Below are 18,051 nucleotides of genomic sequence, written 5' to 3'. Positions count from 1 at the left end.
GGTCAGTATCCCCACCGGTAGAACACCAGCTGCGAGGCGTGGCGGACGATTTCCGCCAGCACCACCGAGGCCAGCATGGCGTGGGCCACGGTCAGGCCAGGCAGGCCGCGCAGCGCCAGCCACAACACGCCGATGGCCCCTGTCAGCAGGACGTAATAGGCGTTGCGCTGGCCGCGCAGGGCGGCGGCCTGGTCGCGCTCATCCGGCCGTTCGGGCCGGCGGTGGATGGCCAACGCGATGTGGGCCACGGCCACCACGATGGCCTGCGCCAAGGCCACCCCCACCATGCCCGGCATCGCCGCCGCCGGCGGGCCCCCCACGCCCCACGCCCGCCAGGCATAAAAGCTGTAGACCAATGCCAGCGCGAGGGCGGTGGCCAGCGCGCTTTTCTCCCGGAACGACATGCTGCATCTCCCCTTTATGGTAAGGAATAGCGGACACGAAGTTAAATATACCAGACATTGCGGCGTGTCAAAGATAAGTTACATCATGTCCGCCACAACGGACATGGACGAGCGCGACGGGAACGGGGATTAGCGCGCGGCGGAGGGGCCTCGGGCGGCGATGGCCTTGTGCGCCCGGTCCAGGAATCCGTGGGACAGGGCGTGGTACACGGCCTCCGCCCCCATCATGCGGGCGGCGCCGCAACCGATCAGGCTGCCGGCCATGATGGGCACGGCCATGGCATGGTTGCCCGTCATTTCCAGCACGATGACGAAGGCGGTGATGGGCGCCTGCACGACGCCGGCAAAATAGGCGACCATGCCCACCAGAACCGCGACCTCGGCATTGGCGCCGGGCAGCAGATGCCCCAGTTCCGCACCCAAACCGGCGCCCACGGCCAACGAGGGGGAAAAGATGCCGCCGGGAATGCCGCTGACGGAAGACAGGGCCGTGGCCAGCCACTTGGCCGGCCCGAAGATGGGAGACACCGCGGCGGCGGCCTGCGGATGGGACGCCGCCTCCAGCAGGGCTTTGGCCTGGGCATAGCCGGTGCCATAGGTGTCGCCGCCGGTGGCCAGCCCCAGCAGGGCCAGCGCCAGGCCGCAGAGGGCGGCGAAGGGGACGGGATGGGCCTTGATCCAGCGCCCGGCACGGCCGGCGTGACCGGGCCAGTGGCCGATGCCCTTGGCCATGCGGACCACCACGCGACTGAAGGCCCCGCCGGCCAGGCCGCCGATGGCGCCGCACAGCGGCACCAGCGCCCAATCCTGCCAGGTGGCCATATGGGCCGTGCTTTGCCCGAAATAGAGATAGTCGCCCTGGATGGCCAGCGGGGCGGCACCGGCCACGGTCACGGCGGCCAGCACGAGGGCGCCGGTACGCATGTCAAAGCCCCGCCCCATCTCCTCGATGGCGAAGACGATGCCGGCCAGGGGCGTGTTGAAGGCGGCGGCCACGCCGGCGGCGCCGCCGGCCAGCAGCAGGCCGGGGAAGCGTCCACCGAACGTGGCACCCACCCTATGCATGAGCGAGGCGCCCACCTGCACCGTCGGCCCCTCGCGCCCGATGGAGGCACCGACCGCCAGCCCCACCAGGGTCAGCACGATCTTGCCCACCGCCAGGCGGATTGAGACCAGGGCGGTCCGTTCCCGCTGGTCGCGCAACTCCCGGGCGGCAATGGCCTGGGGTATGCCGCTGCCGCCGGCATTCGGGAAATAGGCCCGCGTCAGCCAGGCCGACAGCGCCAGCCCCGCGGGGGTGAGCAGCAGGGGCAGCCAGGGCCGGCCGGCGATGGCGCCGCCGAACAGTTCCTGCGCCTTGTCCGCCAGGGCGGCGAAGACCACGGCTGCCAGGCCCACCAGCACGCCACCACCCCAGAATACCAGCCGCCGTTGCCAGCCCTCGCGTGAAAGCCAGAGGCGGCGGGTGCGTCGGTATGCTGCCATTGCCATGGGACGGGGCCCCTTCTCGGGAAATTGTGTCTACGGGGAAGGTGGGGATGTCGACGCACCCTAGACCATGATCCGGCCGGGGGCGACCTGATCCTGCCCTTGATAAGGTGAACGCAGGACCGTTAGCTCGTCATGCCTGCGGCCTTGGGGAGGGCCGCGGTGGCGGTTTCAATTCGGCCCGATGCCAATTGCGCCCACTGGCTGTAAGGTGCGGCGCATTGACGGCCCCTCGTGCCTCCAAGGACGTGATCGCCCATGACAGACATGCCCGACGCCGACGAGCGCGCCCGTATGCTGCTGGCCCAAGCGCACGCGCGGCTCGACGCCGGCGATGGCGCAGGGGTGGAGGTGCTGTGCCGCGACGCGCTGGCCCAGGACCCCGCCTGCGCCGCCGCCTGGAACATGCTGGGCGCCCTGTTGCTGCAGCGTCGGGACGCGACGGCAGCGGAGTGTTTCGCCCAGGCTGTCCGCCACGGCCCCCAGGTGCTGGAGCATCACCGCAACCTCGCGGGCGCGCTTCACCAGATGGGGCGCCCGGCGGACGCCGCCGCGGCGCTCGGCCGCGCCCTGTCCCTGCTGGGCCCCCACGGCGGGCTGCTGGCGGCCCTGGGCGACGCGCGGATGGCCCTGGGCGACACCCCGGGCGCCGTCACGGCCTATCGCGCCGGGCTGGACCATCTGGCGCCCGGCCCTGAGAGGATACGGGTTCAGGGCAATCTCGTGCGTGCCCTGTCGGCCTGCGGCTGGTGGGATGAGGCGGTGGCGGTGGCGCGGGAAAGGGTGGCGTCGGCGCCCGGCGCCCTCACCTGGCGCGACCTGGCCAATACCCAGTTGGCGGCCGGCCAGGTGGACGCGGCGGTGGAACCGGCGCTGGCCGCCGTGGCGCTGGGGCCGGACCGGGCGGATTTGCGCGTCGTCGCCTCCGCCGTGCTGATCGATGCCAACCGGATCGACGAGGCGGCGGCGCAGGTGGATGCCGCCCTGGCCTTGGCCCCGGACATGGCCGAGGCCCGGGCCAACCGCGGCTTCATCGCACTGCGCCGTGACGATGCCGCCGGGGCCGCCGCCGCTTTCCGCGCCGCCCTGGATGGCACGCCGGCCGGCGGCGGCCTTCCCTTGGCCGCCCTGCATGAGGGCCTGGGCACGGCCCTGCTGCGCCAGGGCGACATCGCCGGTGGCGCCCCCCATTTCGCCTGGCGCTATCGGACCCCGGGCCTGGGGCCGGCGCTGGCCGGCATACCGGTATGGGATGGCGTGGTCCGGCCCGGTGTCGCGCTGGTGGTGACGGCAACCCAAGGACTGGGCGATGTCATGCACTTCATCCGGTATGCCCCGTTCCTGCGCCAGGCGGGCATGCGGGTCATCTTCCGGGGCATGGGCGCCTTGGTGGATCTGCTGAACGCATCCGCCCTGGTGGAGGGGGCGGGGCCTTTGGCCCAGCCGTTGCCGCCGGATGCCGGTTGGGTGCAGGCGGATTGCCTGGCGCTGCTGCCCCTGGCGGCGACCTCCCTGGGTTTCGCCGCTGATACCGTGCCCTATCTGGCGCCGCCGGCGGACGCCGTCCAGCGCTGGGCGGGGGTGCTGGATGGCCTGCCGCCGTTCCGCGTGGCGCTGGTGTGGGCGGGATCGACCCGCCTGGCCTACCACCGCCACCGGGCGCCGCGCCTGGCGCCCCTGCTGCCACTGCTGGACGATCCGGCGCTGGCGGGCCGGGTGGGCTGGGTCTGCGTCCAGACCGACGATGGGCGGCGCGACCTGGCGACGGTGGGTGCCGCCTTGGCCGACCGGGTGGATTTCCGGGATTTGGGCGATAGGCTGCGCAGCCTGGGCGATACCGCGGCCATCCTGGCGCAGGCGGACCTGGTCATCGCGCTGGATACGGGCGTAGCCCACCTGGCCGGGGCCCTGGGGCGCCGGCTTTGGCTGATGCTGGATACGGGCAGCGAATGGCGCTGGTTCTCGGGGCGGGAGGACAGCCCGTGGTACCCGACCGCCCGCCTGTTCCGGCAGCGGCGCCCTGGCGACTGGCCCGGCGTGGTCGCTGACATGGCGGCGGCGTTGCGCGCCCAGGTCGGGGAATAGCGGCGGGGCGGCCCGGACGGCCTGTCCCCGCCGCCGGAACTTACTTGCCGTCCTTCGGCGTGCCGGTGCCGTTGAACGCCTCGGTCTTGCCGCCCATGCTGGCGCAGGTGCCGGCCTTCACGGCCTTCCAATCCTGGCCGTCATAGTTCTTGGTGGACTGGCCGGCGCAGGAATGACTGCCCGAGGCGTTGGCGCAGCTGTTCTGCCCAGCCTTGGAGATGCCGTAGCATTTCTCGGTGGTGTCGGCGGCGTGGGCCGGGCCGGCAAACGCCGCCAGCGCCAGGGCGCCAGCCAGGGCCGCCGCGACGGTCACGGCCGTCTGCGGCGTGGCAGGAATGTCGGCGGCCTGCCGGATGGCGGACGAAACACGGGATTGAGACATGGGCCTTCCTCCTGTTGGGACCGGGTGACGGCCGTTTCGGCCCCTCCGGCTAGGGGGAAGATAAGGGCAGGCGGCGATACTTGCAAAACAGCCTTTAGCGCGGATCGTGCGACAAAACGGATAGTATCGTGCGTGCAGGTCTCGAAAGACGGGAAAGCCTGAAGGAAAGCCTCCGCCCATGACCGACACCTTCCAAACCGATGACCTAGTCCGTTACGCCGTGGGCCTGCACAAGGCCGGCAAGCACGAGGCGGCGGAGACCATTTATCACCAAGTCCTGACGCGCGATCCCGGGCGGGGCGACGCCGCCCACCTGCTGGGTATGCTGCTGGCCCAGACCGGCCGCCTGAAAGAGGCGGAGTCCCATATCCGCCAGGCCCTGACGCGCTTCGACGCCATGGCCGACCTGCACGCCAGCCTGGGCCTGGTGCTGGCGGACCTAGAACGGCTGGAGGACGCGGCGGCCAGTTGGCGGCGGGCCTTGGCGCTGGCGGCACCCGGCACACCCTGGGTGCCGGAGATTGCGGCGCGACTGGCCGCCGTGCCCGCGGTTCCCGCGCCGCCGCCACAGGGGGATGCTGTGGCCCTGCTGGCCCTGGCGCGGCAGCGGCTGCGCACGGACGACCTGGGTGCGGCGGAAGCCTTGTGCCGCGAAGCCCTGGCCGCCGATGGAACGTATTCCGACGCCTGGAATATGCTGGGCGTGCTGGCGCTGCAGGTGCGGGACGAAGCCGCTGTGGAATACTTCGCGGCGGCGGTGCGGCATGCACCCCAGAATGTGGCCCACCACAGCAACCAAGCCGCCGCCCTGTATCAGCTGGGTCGGCCGGCCGAAGCGGCGGAGGTAATCAACAACGCCCTGACGGTCTTCGGTGCGCGTGCCAGCCTGCTGGCCCAGTTGGGTGATGCCCGCTTCGCCCAGGGTGACAGCGCCGCCGCCGCCGCCGCCTATCGGCTGGCGCTGGATTATCTGGCCCAGGAACAGGCCAGGGGGGTGGCCTCCGGCGTCGACGCCCCCCGCGTCCAGGGCAATCTGGCCCGCGCCTTGTGCGCCTGTGGCCTGGCGCGCGACGCGGTGGCGGTGGCGCAGGCGCGCGCGGCGGCGGTGCCGGGGGTGGATGCCTGGCGCGATCTGGCCATCGCCTTGCTGGCGGCGTACGACCCGGACGCCGCGCTGACACCCATCCTGCGGGCGGTAGAGGCGGCGCCGGAGCGGGCAGATCTGCGCGTGACCGCGGCGGCCGCCTGCATCGACGCCAACCGCGTGGACGAGGCGGCCGTCCATGTGGCCGCGGCCCTGGATCTTGACCCCCACTCGGCCGAAGCGCACGCCAACCAGGGCTTTCTCGCGCTGCGGCGTGGGGAGCCCGTGACGGCGGAGTCCTGTTTCCGCACGGCGCTGCACCATCATCCGCCCACACGCGACGCCAACATCGCCGTGCTCCACCAGGGCTTGGGCATGGCTCTGCTGCAGCAGGGGGACGTGGCGGACGGGGCCTCCCATTTCGCTTGGCGCCGGCACATGCCCGGCCAGGGGCCGGGTTTGGCCGATGTGCCCGCCTGGGATGGCGTGGTGAGGTCAGGCACCCATCTGGTCATCACCGCCACCCGGGGGCATGGCGACGTGATGCAGTTCATCCGCTATGCGCGGCCGCTGCGGGCGGCGGGCATGCGGGTGGTGTTCCGGGGCATGGACATTCTGCTGGACCTGTTGGCGGCCTCCGACCTGGTGGAAGACGTCGGCACCCTGCGCGACCCCCTGCCGTCGCCCCGGCCAGGGCATCAGTGGGTGCAGGCGGACTGCATGGCCTTGCTTTCCCTGGCGGGCACGGGCCTGGGCTGGGCGGCGGACACGGTGTCCTACCTGGCCCCGCCGGCCGATGCCGTTGCGCGCTGGGCTGGGGTGCTGGACACCCTGCCGCCGGTGCGGGTGGCGCTCAGCTGGGCGGGCTCCACCTTGTTTCCCTACCACCGCCACCGGGCGCCCCGCTTGGCGCCCCTGCTGCCGCTGCTGACCGACGCGCGCCTGGCCGGCCGCGTGGGCTGGGTGTCGGTGCAGACGGACGACGGCCGCCGGGATCTGGAAACGGTGGACCTGCCCCTGACGGTGCGCGAGGACTTCCTGGACATGGGCGACGGCCTGCGCAGCTTCGCCGACACGGCCGCCATCCTGGCCCAGGTGGATGTGGTCATCACCCTGGACACCGCCGTGGCTCATCTCGCCGGCGGCTTGGGCCGGCCCCTGTGGCTAATGCTGGACACGGGCTCGGAATGGCGCTGGCTGACCCGACGGACGGACAGTCCCTGGTACCCCACCGCCACCCTGTTCCGGCAGGCCCGCCCCGGCGATTGGGCCGGCGTGGTCGCCGCCCTGGCGGATGCGCTGTCCGCCCATGTGGGGGCGTCCATGGTGCGGGGGCCCTTGTAGGAAAGATTCTCGGGACAGTTTGACTTCGGGGCAGTTTGAATGGATGGCCAGTCTTTTGGGTTAGGGTGCCATCACGGCGCTTGAACCGCCCCACCTCACCGCCAATCGTTTAAGGGGTGAGGTGGCGATGCGGGATTTGACAGGCGTTTTTGATCGTACGGGGGCGATGGCCCGCCCGCCGTATCGTGGCTTGTGGGGCGAGATCTGGTCGCTGCCCAGCTATCGTCCCGCGCCACCGCCGCCCCTGCCGGCGGGCGACCGCACCGTCCTGGTCATACCGGCCTTCCTCACCCCCGATCTCTTCACCCAGCCTTTGCGCGCTTTCCTGGGCCGGTGCGGCCATGCGCCCCAGACCTGGGGACAGGGCGTCAACTGGGGGCCAACTGCATCGGCGCGTGCCGGCCTGCGCCGCCGGCTTGATGAGATCTGCGCCGAGACGGGCACGACCATCGATGTGGTGGGCATCAGCCTGGGCGGCCTGTTGGCCCGCGACCTGGCGCAGCACAGGCCGGACCAGGTGCGTCGCGTGGTCACCATCGGCAGCCCGGTGCGCCTGCCGACGGCCACGCCCCTGGAGCCCCTGATCCGGCTGATCGCCCGCCATTATCCGGAGGATCTGGAGCCTGGGCAGCTGTCCCGGCCCCTGCCCATGCCCACCACCGCCATCTACAGCCGCGACGACGGCGTCGTCGCCTGGCAAAGCTGCTGGGTGCCCGAACCTCAGGGCCGGGTGGTCGCTGTGGAGGGCGCCCATGTCACGATGTGCCGTAATCCGGACGTGCTGCGCGCCGTGGCGGAAGCGCTGGCCTGAACCCGTGTGGCAGCCCCGATTCTGACAGCCCCCTCAGGATGTCGCGTCGTCGCGGAAGATCATCTCGATGGGCAGGCCGAACAGGCGCCCAATCCTGAAGGCCAGGGGCAGCGAGGGGTCATAGCGCCCCGTCTCCAGCGCGTTGACAGTCTGGCGCGACACGTCCAGCCGGCGGGCCAGGTCGGCCTGGGTCCAGCCATAGCGGGCGCGCATCTCACGCAGGCGGTTGTTCATACGCGAAGCCCTTCGTGATGGCGGCCCTTCCCATTACGGGGCGGGGCGTCACTCCTCGTCATTCTCGTCCCCCTCCGGCGCCTGCAGCCAGCGCCCCAGGAACTGCCCCACGACCAGCAGCAGCACCATCAGCGGCCACACCGTGAACATGGACAGGCGCGGAAAGCCCGCGACCTCAAGGAAGCCGTAGGTGAAGGTCAGCAGGGCGGTGCCGGCGAAGGCGAAGCCGATGGCGATCAGCTGCACCCGCCCCTCTTCCGGCCCGCTGCGGCGCAGGTGGCGCACCACGGCCCACCAGATGCCGACGCAGGCTACCATGGGGGCGAAGGCCACCACGGTACGGGTGCCGCCCTGGACCCAGCCGTTGTTCAAGGCCATCAGGGCCAGGGTCATCAGCAAGCCGTAGGCCAGCAGGGCCACGACGAATTCGATGAGATAGCGTTTGCCGGGCATGCGTGGGGATCCGTTGGACGGGCGGGGGCTATCCCCCGGAGAATACAGACAGGTCGCTCACTCAGACAAGTATGCGCGACATGGCGGTGTCGTTGCCTCGGTGGCGCATCACGCGTCGGTGATCAGGGTGTTCAGGGCGTCCAGCCGGTCGGCCAGGGGGCCATCGCGTCGGATCAGCATGCGGATTTGCACGCGCGTCAGCGCGAAGGGCAGGGGCGCCAACTCGCCCGCCAAATGCAGCGTCTCCAGCAGATGCAGTCCGTTGCGATGAACCAGGACGCAAAAATCCGCCCGGCCATAGCGCACGCGCTGCAGCATGCCCTCCGTCGTGCCGCTGCGTTCCAGGTTCAGGCCACGGGACTCCAGCGCGTCCATCTCTGCGCCATAGGCGCTGCCCAGCGGGGCGACGCCCGCGCGGCCGAACAAATCGGCGACGGTGCGGTAGCGCCCCACATCGGTACTGCGCACGAAGGCGCGCACGTCGTCACTGGCATAAGGGGCGGTATAGAGCATGCGGTCCGTGCGCTCGGCGTTCCACAGGGCGGAGACCAGCAGGTCCACCCGGCCGTGCTCCAGCGCCGCCAGTGCCCTTTGCCAGCGGCCGAACGTCAAAGGTATGGCCGCCAGTCCCAGGTGATTCAGTGCGGCCTGCGCCTTTTCGGCCCCCAGGCCACGGAGCCTATCCCCCTCCTCCCAGCTGTAGGGGAACCAGGCAGGGTTACCGCCAATGCGGATGGCAGGCGTCTGCGCCCTGGCACCGCGTCCGGCCGCGCCCCATAAGGCGGCGGCCAATAGGAACCCGCGTCGCGTGGTCACGCCGGCGGCGGTGCCGTTCGCACCGGTTGCCGTAATCCTCATCTGCCCCATCCGGCCCCGCCCTCCTGGACGGCCGTCCGCCGGCCGCACCGTCGGGGGCGCTATTCGTTCGCTTGCAGGATGGCAAAGGATGGCAAGCCTGTCGCCGGGGTTCTACCACCGTCAGCAATCTTTCATGGGCGTTTCGAACGTGAACCGGTGGCCGGCCGCAAAAGCGAACCCCCGGATGCGGGGGCATCCGGGGGTATTGGTGGTCTTACGGGAACATGTCGTCCACGGCGCTCTGGCTCAGCTTGCCGTCGCTGGCGGGCGGCTCTGGTGCCTTGGCTGGCTTGGGCGGAGGGGGAGGTGGTGCCACTGGCGGTGGCGCCGCTACCGGGGCGGGCGGCGGCGGCGGTGGAGGGGGCGGGGGGGCGGCCACCGGGGCGAAACCACCGCCATCCATCAGGGCATCGACCATGTTCTGGTCGATGCCGCCGCGCAGGGCGGGGCCATGCATCAGGTGGCTGTCGGGCCGGACGTCCTGCGGGTCGTCCATGATGGCCTCGGCCGCTTCGGTTTCCAGGCCCCAGATTTCGATCATGGTGTGCACCCGGCGCTCGATATAGCGCATGGTGTTCACGACCTTGGTCATGCGCTGGCCGGTGATGTCCTGGAAGCTGCACGCGGTCATGATCTCCATGACCTCGTTGTCCAGCTCGCTGGCCACGGCAGGCGACTCGCCGCGCAGGCGATCGGCCACCGACTGGATGCGCTCGGCCCCGTTCAGGATCTCGGTGGTGGCGTGCTCGGTCGCCTGCAGGATGGCGTCCAGTTCCTCGGTGGCCAGCATGATGCGGTTGGCCGAGGGGTCGTCCGGCTTCAGGGCTGCGATCTCGCGCCGGGTCTGGGCGATGTGCGACGCCATTTCCTGCAACTCACGCCGCAGGATACGGATGTGGGCGCCGGAGCTATCGACCTCGCCCCCCGTCTTGGCTTCCTTCAACAGGCGGCGCACGTCGTCGATGGCGACGACGCGGCCCCGGCGGTCCCGCATGCGCAGAAAGGCACGCCCGCGCGCCGTGGACTGCAGCGCGTCCTCGATACGGGCGTATTCCTCGTCAGACAGGTCGGAAAAGAAATCCGACACAGGCATCACCCCAGCGCGCCGATGACGCTCTCGATCTTTTTCTTCAGCGTGTCGGCGTTAAAAGGTTTCACGATGTAGTTGTTGACGCCGGCTTCCTTGGCGGCAACGACGTTCTCGGTCTTGGACTCCGCGGTCACCATGATGAAGGGCGTACCCTTCAGGCGGACATCCGCGCGCACTTCCTTAAGGAGCTGAAGGCCGGTCATCGGCTCCATGTTCCAGTCCGAAATGACCAGGCCGAAAGTGGACGCGCGCAGCTTGGCCAACGCTTCGGCGCCGTCGGCGGCCTCGTCGATCTTGGTGAAGCCGATCTGCGTGAGCAGGTTCCTGATGATGCGCCGCATCGTCGCGTAGTCGTCGACGACGAGGACCTGGATATTCAAGGACACGCAAACCCCCAAGTGCCAAAAGTTGAGCGGAGGATGGAAACAGGGCGCGGGAGAGTGCCCCCTCCGATCCGGTGGCCGGTCAGGAAATCCTGCCGGGTGGGCGTTCTGCCCGTTCCGGGACATGAAAACACTTCCCGGCGCGTCCCTTCTGAACGGCGCCGCGCGGCACTTTGGAAGGCGCCCAAACGGTTGTCAAGCATCGCCCCGGGATAGCTTGTCTCTTTGACGGAATCACCAATAGCCGACCCCAAGGGCTTGAGCGCCTTGCAACTCTTGGGCGGTCTCAGCGGCCTGGGACCAAGGCCAGGATGCGGTCGCAGGCTTCGGTGATCGCGGTGTCGGCGACCAGGCCGGCGGCCACCTCGGCGCAGCGGCGTTTCATGGCGTGATCGCCGATCAGGCGCTCCAATGCCGCCGCGACGGCGGCGGGGCGGTAGCGGCGCATGGGCAACTGCCTGCCGACGCCCAGGGCGACTGTCCGGGCGGCGTTGTCGAACTGGTCATGGGCCATGGGCCGGATCAGTTGCGGCACGCCGGCGGCCAGCGCCTGGCTGGTGGTGCCGATGCCACCGTGGTGGACGAAGGCGGCACAGCGGGGCAGCAGGCGGCTGAAGGGCGCATAGTCCACGCGCACCACGTCTGGCGGCAGCGGGCCTGGCACCTGGTCGGCATGACGGGTCAGCAGCACGCCGCGCCGGCCCGACAGGCGGCAAGCCTCCGCCGAGGTGGTGAAGAAATCCAGCGCCCGGGCCGTGGCCGTGCCGGAGGTGAAGGCCACGGGCGGCGGACCTGCGGCCAGGAAGCTCTCCAGCTCCGGCGGCAGGCCCATGCCGGGTGCGCTGTCGTACAAGGGGAAGCCGGTCAGGACCAGGCTGGCGGGCCAGTCGGGCTGGCGCGGCGCGTACCAGTCGGGGAACAGTCCGATGACCAGATCGGCCTGGTTTAGCCAATCGCCCATGGGGCGGCGCACCGGCGCCAGGCCCACGGCCCGGCGGTGCCGGTTCAGCGCCGCGCCCAGGGTTGGGGCCACCACCAGGTTGTCGACCAGGCGCCAGAACAGTCGCTTCAGCCAGCGCGGCGCTCCGGCCCCCGGCACGGGCCCCCCATGGCGCGGAAGCGCGTGCAGGGTGCGCAGCACGCCGGGCGCAAGATGCACGGTGACGGCGGGCAGGCCGTGGCGCTCCGCCAGCGACCGGGTAACGAAGGCCAGCGTGCTGCCCACCACAAGGGTTTGGCCTGGCACCACGGCGGCGTCCAGCGTGGTCCAGGCCGTCGCCCCGGTATGCTCCATGGCTTGGGCCATGACGCGCAGCGATCGGCTGGGATGGTTCAGGTCGGGGTGGCGCAGCAGGCCTTCATAGAATTCCGCACTACCCAGGGCGGTGAAGGGCACTCCCGCCTGACGCGCCAGCGGCTCGAACACCGCGATGGCGAACAGGTGGGGTTCATGCCCGCGCCGTCGCAGTTCCGCGCCCAGGGCGATGAAGGGCAGGACGTCCCCATGCGAGCCGGCGGCGACGATCAGGATTTTCACGGGTGCCAGCGCCTTCATCCATGACGACGCCCCGGGCTTACCTTGGCCTTGGCGTGGCGGCAAGGGCGCTTGGGTTCCTCGCCCGCCATCGTGTAAGGGCGGCGGGCCGTTGCCTGGCCCCCGTCCGGGCGCTAGGGTCCCAGCCCACATCTTTAGTTCCTTGTGAAAGGGCCACCCGCCCCATGCGCTGTTCCATCCTGCTCGCCGCCATGCTGCTGCTGTCGCCCGCCGCCCTGGCGCAGTCGGCGCCGGCAAAGTCCGCCCCGTCCAAGGCGGTGTCGGATTTGCCCGCGGGTGGCCTGCCCAAGATGGGCGGTGACTACCAGGCGGCGGAGGCCCTGACGGTCAACGGCGTACGCCAGGACCTGCGCGTCTTCCATGACCAGGGGCGGGAACGGCGCGATATGAGGGAGGGCGGGCTCAGCACCATCCTCATCGTGCGTCCCGATCGCGATACCGCCTTCGTGCTGCAGCCGGAGTCGCACATGGCGGCCCCCCTTTCTCCCCAGGATCCGGAGGCGGCCCCCGACCTGACCCGCCTTTCACAGCTGGACGCCGAGGCGCTGGGCCGGGATACGCTGGGGGGTGAGGCGGTGGTCCGCTACCGCGTCATCGGCACCTATGACCAGGGGGGCGGGTTCGAGGGCCAGGTGTGGTCCACGGCGGACGGCATCTACATGCGGGTCGAAGGCACGGCCAACGACGGCAACGGCCCCGTCACCATTCGCCTGGACTTGGCCGACCTGAAGCGCGGCCGGCAGGACGGGGCCCTCTTCGAGTTGCCCAAGGGCTACACCATGATGAACTTCGGCCCAATCGACGCGCCCATTCCGGAAGGCTTGCGCGGGGATACGCCCAAGCCGTAATCCTTATCCCCGCGGGTGGGCCCCTGGGGTGGCCCTATCGGGTGGGGGAAGCCACCGTCCAGGATAAAACAACCGGCACCGTCCGGCGTCCGGCCCTGATCTCAAGGGCGGCGGGATGGGCGGCCGGCTTCGCAGGAGCGGTTTGATGCGCGGGCACAGCTTTATCTATTCCACCCTGACCTATTCCACCCTAATGGCGGCGACGCTGGCCCTTCCGTTCGCGGCCGGCACAGCCCAGGCGCAGGTGCCGCTGAACGCCCGCCCCGCGATCGGCGGCCAGGTCGATGCCCAGCACCAGTTCATCCTGGATTATGCCAAGCAGCCCGGCGTGGAAATGTCCACCAACGGCGTCGCCTATCGTTTCCTCCGCAAGAAGGAGCCGGCCGTTGGCCAGCAGCCCAACCCCAGCAACCGCATCCGGGTGCATTACGAGGGCAGGCTGACCGATGGCACCATCTTCGACAGCTCATACCAGCGGGATGAGACGGCCGTCATGTCCCTGGAAAAGGTGGTGAAGGGCTGGGTCGAGGTGATCCCGCGCATGCATGTCGGCGACAAGATCGAAATGGTCATCCCGGCGGAGATGGGCTACGGCCAAAAGGGTTCGGGTGACGGTGTCATCCCCGCCGGCGCCACCCTGATCTTCAAGGTCGAGTTGTTCGAGGTCATGCCGGGCGAACTGCGCAGCAAAGGTGCCGGCTGATCGGGCGCGCGATCGTTCCGGGGGCTTGCTCGCCGGGCGTCGCCGCCTAAAGACTCTTGCGTTGTTGCGCCCAACCCCGTCACATCTTGGGATGTATGCCGTTCGGGGAAACCCGCCGGTACCGAGGGAACAGGCACGGGCAAGGTTTTGGGATCAGTCGCCGTCGTAAGTGTGGGGACGACCGCCGAGGGGTGGGGGCGAGTGCAGCGCCGGCTGGCGGCCGCCCTGCTCTGCGTCCTGGGCTGGCTTGGCGCCCTGTTGGCGCCTGCGGCGGCGCAGGAATACGCCTTCCGCTCCTACACCCAGGAAGACGGTCTCGCCAACTTGTCCATCACCGCGCTGGCGCAAGACGCCATGGGCTTCCTCTGGGTGGGGACCGAGAACGGGCTTTATCGTTTCGACGGCGGAAAGTTCCTGCGTTTCGGTCCCGTAGAGGGGTTGAAGGAACCCTACATCAGCGCGATCCATGTGACGCCGTCGGGCGTCCTTTGGGTGGGGACCACCGGAGGCCTATACCGCTGGGACGGCCGCACCTTCACCCCCGTGTCCCAGGACGGGCGGCCGGTGCCCGTATGGCAAGGCCAGAAACTGGCATCGCTGGATGCGGGCCACCTGCTGGTGGTGGGCCGCGAGGACCTGCTGGTGGTGGAGGCGCACAGGGCCGACGCCGCGCCGGGTGCCACCACCGCCGTCGCCTGGGTCGCCCGCCCTTATTTCACGCCGGAGCAGAAGGCCGCCCAACCGGCGCTCAACCGAATCCAGAGTGTGCGGGTGTTCGGTGTGGGCGAGCAGGGCGGCGGCGACATATGGCTGGGCTGCGGCCAGGCGCTGTGCGAGGTTCGACAAGGCCGGCTGAAGCTGTGGGGGCCCGACCAGGGTGTCGCTCCCGATCGGTGGGGCAATGTGCTGCGCGATGTCGATGGCACGTTGTGGGCGCGGGGTGAACATCAGGTGCTGGCGCTGGCGCCCTCAGCCGCCCAGGGCGACGGCGGGCGCTTCACGGCGCAGCTGCCGCTGCCCTCGACCCGCACCAACGTCCGGGTGTTCCTGCCCCTGCTGCAGGATATGGATCGCAACATCGTCACCTTCGGCGACCAGGGCCTGTTGCGCCTGGCACATCCAGGCAAGGGGCAAGCGCCGAGCCGCTGGGAGCAGCTGGGCGATGCCAATGGCCTGCCGGCGCGGGAGGTCAGCGCCCTGCTGGTCGATCACGACGGCGACCTGTGGGTGGGCTCGGCCGGCTTGGGCCTGACCCACTGGGTCGGTTATCGCAGTTGGGCCAACTGGACGGCGCGCCAGGGGCTGATCCATGAATCCGTCTGGTCCTTTCGCCGTGACGGCGCCGGCCGCCTGGTCATCGGCACCGATGGTGGCCTGGCCCGGCTGGAAGAGGGGGGTGATATTCCCCCGCACATCATTCCGGCGCCCGGCGGCCAGCCCATTCTGAACCATCAGGTCGGCAGCCTGGCGTTGGACAAGTCCGGCCGCTTGTGGGGCGGCACCTTCTCCGGCCTGCTGTTCTACCAGGATCCGGGAAAGGACGGGGCGCCGCCGCCGCCGGCCGTCGTCGTGGCCCACCTGCCCCTCATCTTCCAGGTCTTCATCGATGCGCAGGGCCGGTTATGGGTCATGACCCGCAAGAAGGGCCTCTATCTCATCGACAAGCCGGAAGGTCCGAATCCCCAGGCGGCGCCCCTGGGTGCCGTCCTGCCCATCCCGCCCGACAGCTCGGTTTCCAGCGCCTGCCAGGCGCCCTCCGGCACCCTGTGGTTCGCGACGGAAACCGGCGTGCTGCGCTTTGGCGAGGGTAAATGGACGGCGCCGACCATCACCGGCGTGCCCCCGGTCACCCGCTTCAACGTCATCGCCTGCGCCCGCGACGGCAGCCTGTGGCTGGGCGGGGAGACCGTCCGCCTGGCCCATGTGCAGGAGCCACTAGGCAACGCGCCAGGGGCCGGCACCGGCGTCCTGCAGCCGGTGGGCGACGTGACCGAGGATCTTGTGGGCGACCGCCAGGTGCTGGGTCTCCTGGAGGACCGGCGCGGCTGGATGTGGCTGTCCACCGACAGCGGTGTGCTGGTGTGGAATGCCGGCGCCCTGCGCCAATACAGCCATGATACCGGCCTGGTGTGGAACGACTGCAACCAGAGCGCCCTGATCGAGGATGACGACGGGACCCTGTGGGTGGGCACCAGTAAGGGCATGACCCATATCACGCGGCCGGATCTGCTGTTCAACCGGCCGGCGCTGGTGACGCGGGTGACGGGCATCGAACGCAACGGCATGGCCTTGCCCACCGACGGCAATTTCGAACTGCCCTGGGATACCGCCCCCCTGACCTTCCATCTGACCACACCCAGCTTCCGCAGCCGGGGCGGGCAAATCTACCGCTATCGCCTGAACGGCCTGGAAAGCGACTGGAACGTGACGGCGGCCGAGGAAATCCGCTACTCCGCGCTGCCGTCGGGGACGTACGAGCTGGAGCTCGTGGCCCGCAACACGGCGTTGCAGGCCATGGCCCCCGCCATCCTGGTGCCCTTCAGCATCCGGCCACCCTGGTGGCAGACCAAGTTGTTCTTCGCCGGCTGCGCCCTGTCCGTGGTCGCGATCGGTGTCGCCATCTACCGCTGGCGCACCCATGCCGACATGCAACGGCGGCGCACCCTGGAAATCCTGGTGGAGGCGCGGACGCGGGAGTTGGAGGCCTCGCGGGAGCAGCTGCGCCAGTTGGCCATGTACGACAGCCTGACCCATCTGTGGAACCGCCGCGCCATCCTGGATTTGCTGGAGTTGGAACTGGCGCGGCGGCGCGAGGACGCGTCGCTGACCGTGGTGTTGGCCGACGTCGATCACTTCAAGCGCATCAACGACACTCATGGCCATCCCGCAGGCGATGCCGTGCTGGTCGAGGTGTCGCGCCGGCTGTCCGCCGCCGTGCGCAGCTACGACGCGGTTGGCCGCTACGGTGGCGAGGAATTCCTGATCCTGTTGCCCGGGCTAGGGCGGGAAGACTGTGGGGAGGTGCTGAACCGCCTGCATGGCGCCATCTCCCTAACCCCCGTCGCCTTGGGCGACGTGCCTGCTGGCATGGTTCAGGCCCATGAGGAAGGGCGGCCTGAGGCCGCGCCCGACGTGCACGTCGATGCCTTCGGCGTGAGTGTGACGGTGACCTGCAGCTTTGGCGTCATTTCCGTCGGGCCGACGTCCAGCCATGGGCCGACGGGGGTGCCGTCGCTGGAGGAAATCATCAAGCGGGCGGATCAGGCCTTGTATCGGGCCAAGCATTTAGGTCGCAACAGGGTGGAGTACGCGACCGGAACGTGACCGCCACACGCGTGTGAGGACGGGGAAAAGCCGGGGGGCACGCCATGGGCCTGGACAGGCGCATGTTCATTCGAGCCATGTCGGGCGGCGCCGCGCTGGCCGCGGCCGCCGGGCGTGTCTCCGCCCTGCGGGCCATGCCTGAGGATACGGGCGCAGAGGCGGGACCGGTGCGCTTCCTGCTGTCCGCCCTGCCCCTGTGGACGGAAGGGGAGGGGGATGGCGCGACCGGCCCCATGCCCGACATGGCCAGGGCGATCTTGCGCCGCGCCGGCCAGCCCGGCCACCTGGAAGTGATGCCGCAGCTGCGCCTGTATGACGAACTGATGCGGGCGGGGACGGTGGTGTTCGCCCTGTCCGACAATCATCCGCCCGACAGCCGGCTGTCAGGAACCCAATTGCCGGGTACCAAGCTGCCGGGCACCCCGGGCGTGGGCCGCGAGGAGATGCCCGCCATCGCCTTCGTCCCCCTGGCGCCGGTGCTGCAGATGCCGTTGGCGGTGGTGGCCCGCGCCGGCACACGGCTGGCCAGCGCGGAGGACGTGAGGGCCTTGGGCCCCGTGGCCAGCACCCGCACCACCGGCGGCAGCGTCGCCCGGCTCATGGACCGGCTAGGCGTTCCCCTGGTTCCGGCCCCCTCGCTTGAAAGCGCCCTGCGTATGCTGCGCGCCGGCCGGGTCAACGGCGTGGTGGGGGCGGAGGTCATGCTGGACGCGCTGATCAGCCGCCTGGGGCTGGCCGATATGCTGGGCAGTAAATTGCGGGTGGGCGCCATGGAGGGATGGCTCAGCTGCTCCCGCGACGCAGCCACCACCAAGGCGGCGCGGGATTTGCGGCGGGCGGCGGACGAGTTACGCGCCGAGGGGGTGTTCGATCAAATCGTGGAACGGTATCTGGGCGTGCCCGTCCAGCCCGCAGGTCCAGTGCCCTGATTCACTCAGGTGAGTTTTGCTCATGTGAAGGTGCGAAAGGCGCGTTTGTCCGGGCTTTAAGGAAACGGGAACAGTG

General features: G+C 69.9%; 16 protein-coding genes. 7 read left to right on the top strand and 9 right to left on the bottom strand.

Annotated features, from left to right (window positions below; translation table 11 throughout):
- Positions 1–2 precede the first annotated feature (2 nt).
- Together FBZ88_RS11085 and FBZ88_RS11075 are read right to left on the bottom strand one after the other, a co-directional pair.
- On the bottom strand, positions 3–404 hold the full coding sequence (locus FBZ88_RS11085; protein ID WP_186464334.1) for a hypothetical protein: 402 nt from the start codon (positions 402–404) through the stop codon (positions 3–5).
- A gap of 129 nt (positions 405–533) precedes the next feature.
- Positions 534–1,895, bottom strand: coding sequence for a chloride channel protein (locus FBZ88_RS11075; protein WP_145616852.1), 1,362 nt, complete (start codon positions 1,893–1,895; stop codon positions 534–536).
- 255 nt (positions 1,896–2,150) lie between these two features.
- Between FBZ88_RS11075 and FBZ88_RS31565 the strand changes: the two genes are divergently transcribed.
- Positions 2,151–3,977, top strand: coding sequence for a tetratricopeptide repeat protein (locus FBZ88_RS31565; RefSeq protein WP_145616851.1), 1,827 nt, complete (start codon positions 2,151–2,153; stop codon positions 3,975–3,977).
- A 40-nt stretch (positions 3,978–4,017) separates the two neighbouring features.
- Here the strand turns inward: FBZ88_RS31565 and FBZ88_RS11065 are convergent, their stop codons facing one another.
- The gene (locus FBZ88_RS11065) at positions 4,018–4,359 is read right to left on the bottom strand and encodes a BufA1 family periplasmic bufferin-type metallophore (protein WP_145616849.1); all 342 of its coding nucleotides are present in this window, start codon (positions 4,357–4,359) and stop codon (positions 4,018–4,020) included.
- A gap of 178 nt (positions 4,360–4,537) precedes the next feature.
- Here FBZ88_RS11065 and FBZ88_RS11060 point away from each other — a divergent pair, with 178 nt between their 5' ends.
- Together FBZ88_RS11060 and FBZ88_RS11055 are read left to right on the top strand one after the other, a co-directional pair.
- The gene (locus tag FBZ88_RS11060; protein WP_145616848.1) at positions 4,538–6,787 is read left to right on the top strand and encodes a tetratricopeptide repeat protein; all 2,250 of its coding nucleotides are present in this window, start codon (positions 4,538–4,540) and stop codon (positions 6,785–6,787) included.
- 166 nt (positions 6,788–6,953) lie between these two features.
- Positions 6,954–7,598, top strand: coding sequence for a lipase family protein (locus tag FBZ88_RS11055; protein WP_145616847.1), 645 nt, complete (start codon positions 6,954–6,956; stop codon positions 7,596–7,598).
- Positions 7,599–7,631: 33 nt separating this feature from the next.
- On the opposite strand, the gene FBZ88_RS11050 is transcribed toward FBZ88_RS11055, so the two are convergent.
- The 6 genes from FBZ88_RS11050 to FBZ88_RS31310 all read right to left on the bottom strand — a co-directional run bounded on the left by FBZ88_RS11050 (position 7,632) and on the right by FBZ88_RS31310 (position 12,171).
- The gene (locus FBZ88_RS11050) at positions 7,632–7,832 is read right to left on the bottom strand and encodes a helix-turn-helix transcriptional regulator (RefSeq protein WP_145616846.1); all 201 of its coding nucleotides are present in this window, start codon (positions 7,830–7,832) and stop codon (positions 7,632–7,634) included.
- Between the two features lie 48 nt (positions 7,833–7,880).
- Positions 7,881–8,285: a hypothetical protein gene (locus FBZ88_RS11045; RefSeq protein WP_186291382.1), complete on the bottom strand. Its 405-nt coding sequence runs from the start codon at positions 8,283–8,285 to the stop codon at positions 7,881–7,883.
- Positions 8,286–8,393: 108 nt separating this feature from the next.
- Complete coding sequence (locus FBZ88_RS11040; RefSeq protein WP_186464333.1) at positions 8,394–9,143, bottom strand: substrate-binding periplasmic protein; 750 nt, start codon at positions 9,141–9,143, stop codon at positions 8,394–8,396.
- Between the two features lie 214 nt (positions 9,144–9,357).
- A complete protein-coding gene (locus tag FBZ88_RS11035) occupies positions 9,358–10,236 on the bottom strand; it encodes a protein phosphatase CheZ (protein WP_088873782.1) in 879 nt (292 codons plus the stop codon).
- The gene (locus tag FBZ88_RS11030) at positions 10,236–10,619 is read right to left on the bottom strand and encodes a response regulator (protein ID WP_004271341.1); all 384 of its coding nucleotides are present in this window, start codon (positions 10,617–10,619) and stop codon (positions 10,236–10,238) included. The genes FBZ88_RS11035 and FBZ88_RS11030 overlap by 1 nt, the downstream gene beginning before the upstream one ends.
- Before the next feature lie 283 nt (positions 10,620–10,902).
- Entirely contained in the window at positions 10,903–12,171 is a 1,269-nt protein-coding gene (locus tag FBZ88_RS31310) for a glycosyltransferase (protein WP_186464332.1), read from the bottom strand.
- A 164-nt stretch (positions 12,172–12,335) separates the two neighbouring features.
- On the opposite strand from FBZ88_RS31310, the gene FBZ88_RS11020 reads away from it, so the two are divergent.
- From FBZ88_RS11020 to FBZ88_RS11005, 4 genes are all read left to right on the top strand, one after another.
- Entirely contained in the window at positions 12,336–13,019 is a 684-nt protein-coding gene (locus FBZ88_RS11020; RefSeq protein WP_145616842.1) for a hypothetical protein, read from the top strand.
- A gap of 145 nt (positions 13,020–13,164) precedes the next feature.
- On the top strand, positions 13,165–13,722 hold the full coding sequence (locus FBZ88_RS11015) for an FKBP-type peptidyl-prolyl cis-trans isomerase (RefSeq protein ID WP_186464331.1): 558 nt from the start codon (positions 13,165–13,167) through the stop codon (positions 13,720–13,722).
- A 201-nt stretch (positions 13,723–13,923) separates the two neighbouring features.
- Positions 13,924–17,046, top strand: a complete 3,123-nt coding sequence (locus FBZ88_RS11010; protein ID WP_186464330.1) for a ligand-binding sensor domain-containing diguanylate cyclase — start codon at positions 13,924–13,926, stop codon at positions 17,044–17,046.
- Between the two features lie 44 nt (positions 17,047–17,090).
- Positions 17,091–17,975: a substrate-binding periplasmic protein gene (locus FBZ88_RS11005; protein WP_145616839.1), complete on the top strand. Its 885-nt coding sequence runs from the start codon at positions 17,091–17,093 to the stop codon at positions 17,973–17,975.
- Positions 17,976–18,051 lie beyond the last annotated feature (76 nt).

The organism is Nitrospirillum bahiense (genome assembly GCF_007828025.1).
Taxonomy (GTDB): domain Bacteria; phylum Pseudomonadota; class Alphaproteobacteria; order Azospirillales; family Azospirillaceae; genus Nitrospirillum; species Nitrospirillum amazonense.
This window is presented reverse-complemented; position numbering and strand designations above follow the sequence as displayed.

Excerpts from the sequence above, each read along its gene's own strand:
- FBZ88_RS11085 (WP_186464334.1), bottom strand. The coding sequence starts at position 404 with ATGTCGTTCCGGGAGAAAAGCGCGCTGGCCACCGCCCTCGCGCTGGCA.
- FBZ88_RS11075 (WP_145616852.1), bottom strand. The coding sequence starts at position 1,895 with ATGGCAATGGCAGCATACCGACGCACCCGCCGCCTCTGGCTTTCACGC.
- FBZ88_RS31565 (WP_145616851.1), top strand. The coding sequence starts at position 2,151 with ATGACAGACATGCCCGACGCCGACGAGCGCGCCCGTATGCTGCTGGCC.
- FBZ88_RS11065 (WP_145616849.1), bottom strand. The coding sequence starts at position 4,359 with ATGTCTCAATCCCGTGTTTCGTCCGCCATCCGGCAGGCCGCCGACATT.
- FBZ88_RS11060 (WP_145616848.1), top strand. The coding sequence starts at position 4,538 with ATGACCGACACCTTCCAAACCGATGACCTAGTCCGTTACGCCGTGGGC.
- FBZ88_RS11055 (WP_145616847.1), top strand. The coding sequence starts at position 6,954 with ATGGCCCGCCCGCCGTATCGTGGCTTGTGGGGCGAGATCTGGTCGCTG.
- FBZ88_RS11050 (WP_145616846.1), bottom strand. The coding sequence starts at position 7,832 with ATGAACAACCGCCTGCGTGAGATGCGCGCCCGCTATGGCTGGACCCAG.
- FBZ88_RS11045 (WP_186291382.1), bottom strand. The coding sequence starts at position 8,285 with ATGCCCGGCAAACGCTATCTCATCGAATTCGTCGTGGCCCTGCTGGCC.
- FBZ88_RS11040 (WP_186464333.1), bottom strand. The coding sequence starts at position 9,143 with ATGAGGATTACGGCAACCGGTGCGAACGGCACCGCCGCCGGCGTGACC.
- FBZ88_RS11035 (WP_088873782.1), bottom strand. The coding sequence starts at position 10,236 with ATGCCTGTGTCGGATTTCTTTTCCGACCTGTCTGACGAGGAATACGCC.
- FBZ88_RS31310 (WP_186464332.1), bottom strand. The coding sequence starts at position 12,171 with ATGAAGGCGCTGGCACCCGTGAAAATCCTGATCGTCGCCGCCGGCTCG.
- FBZ88_RS11020 (WP_145616842.1), top strand. The coding sequence starts at position 12,336 with ATGCGCTGTTCCATCCTGCTCGCCGCCATGCTGCTGCTGTCGCCCGCC.
- FBZ88_RS11015 (WP_186464331.1), top strand. The coding sequence starts at position 13,165 with ATGCGCGGGCACAGCTTTATCTATTCCACCCTGACCTATTCCACCCTA.
- FBZ88_RS11005 (WP_145616839.1), top strand. The coding sequence starts at position 17,091 with ATGGGCCTGGACAGGCGCATGTTCATTCGAGCCATGTCGGGCGGCGCC.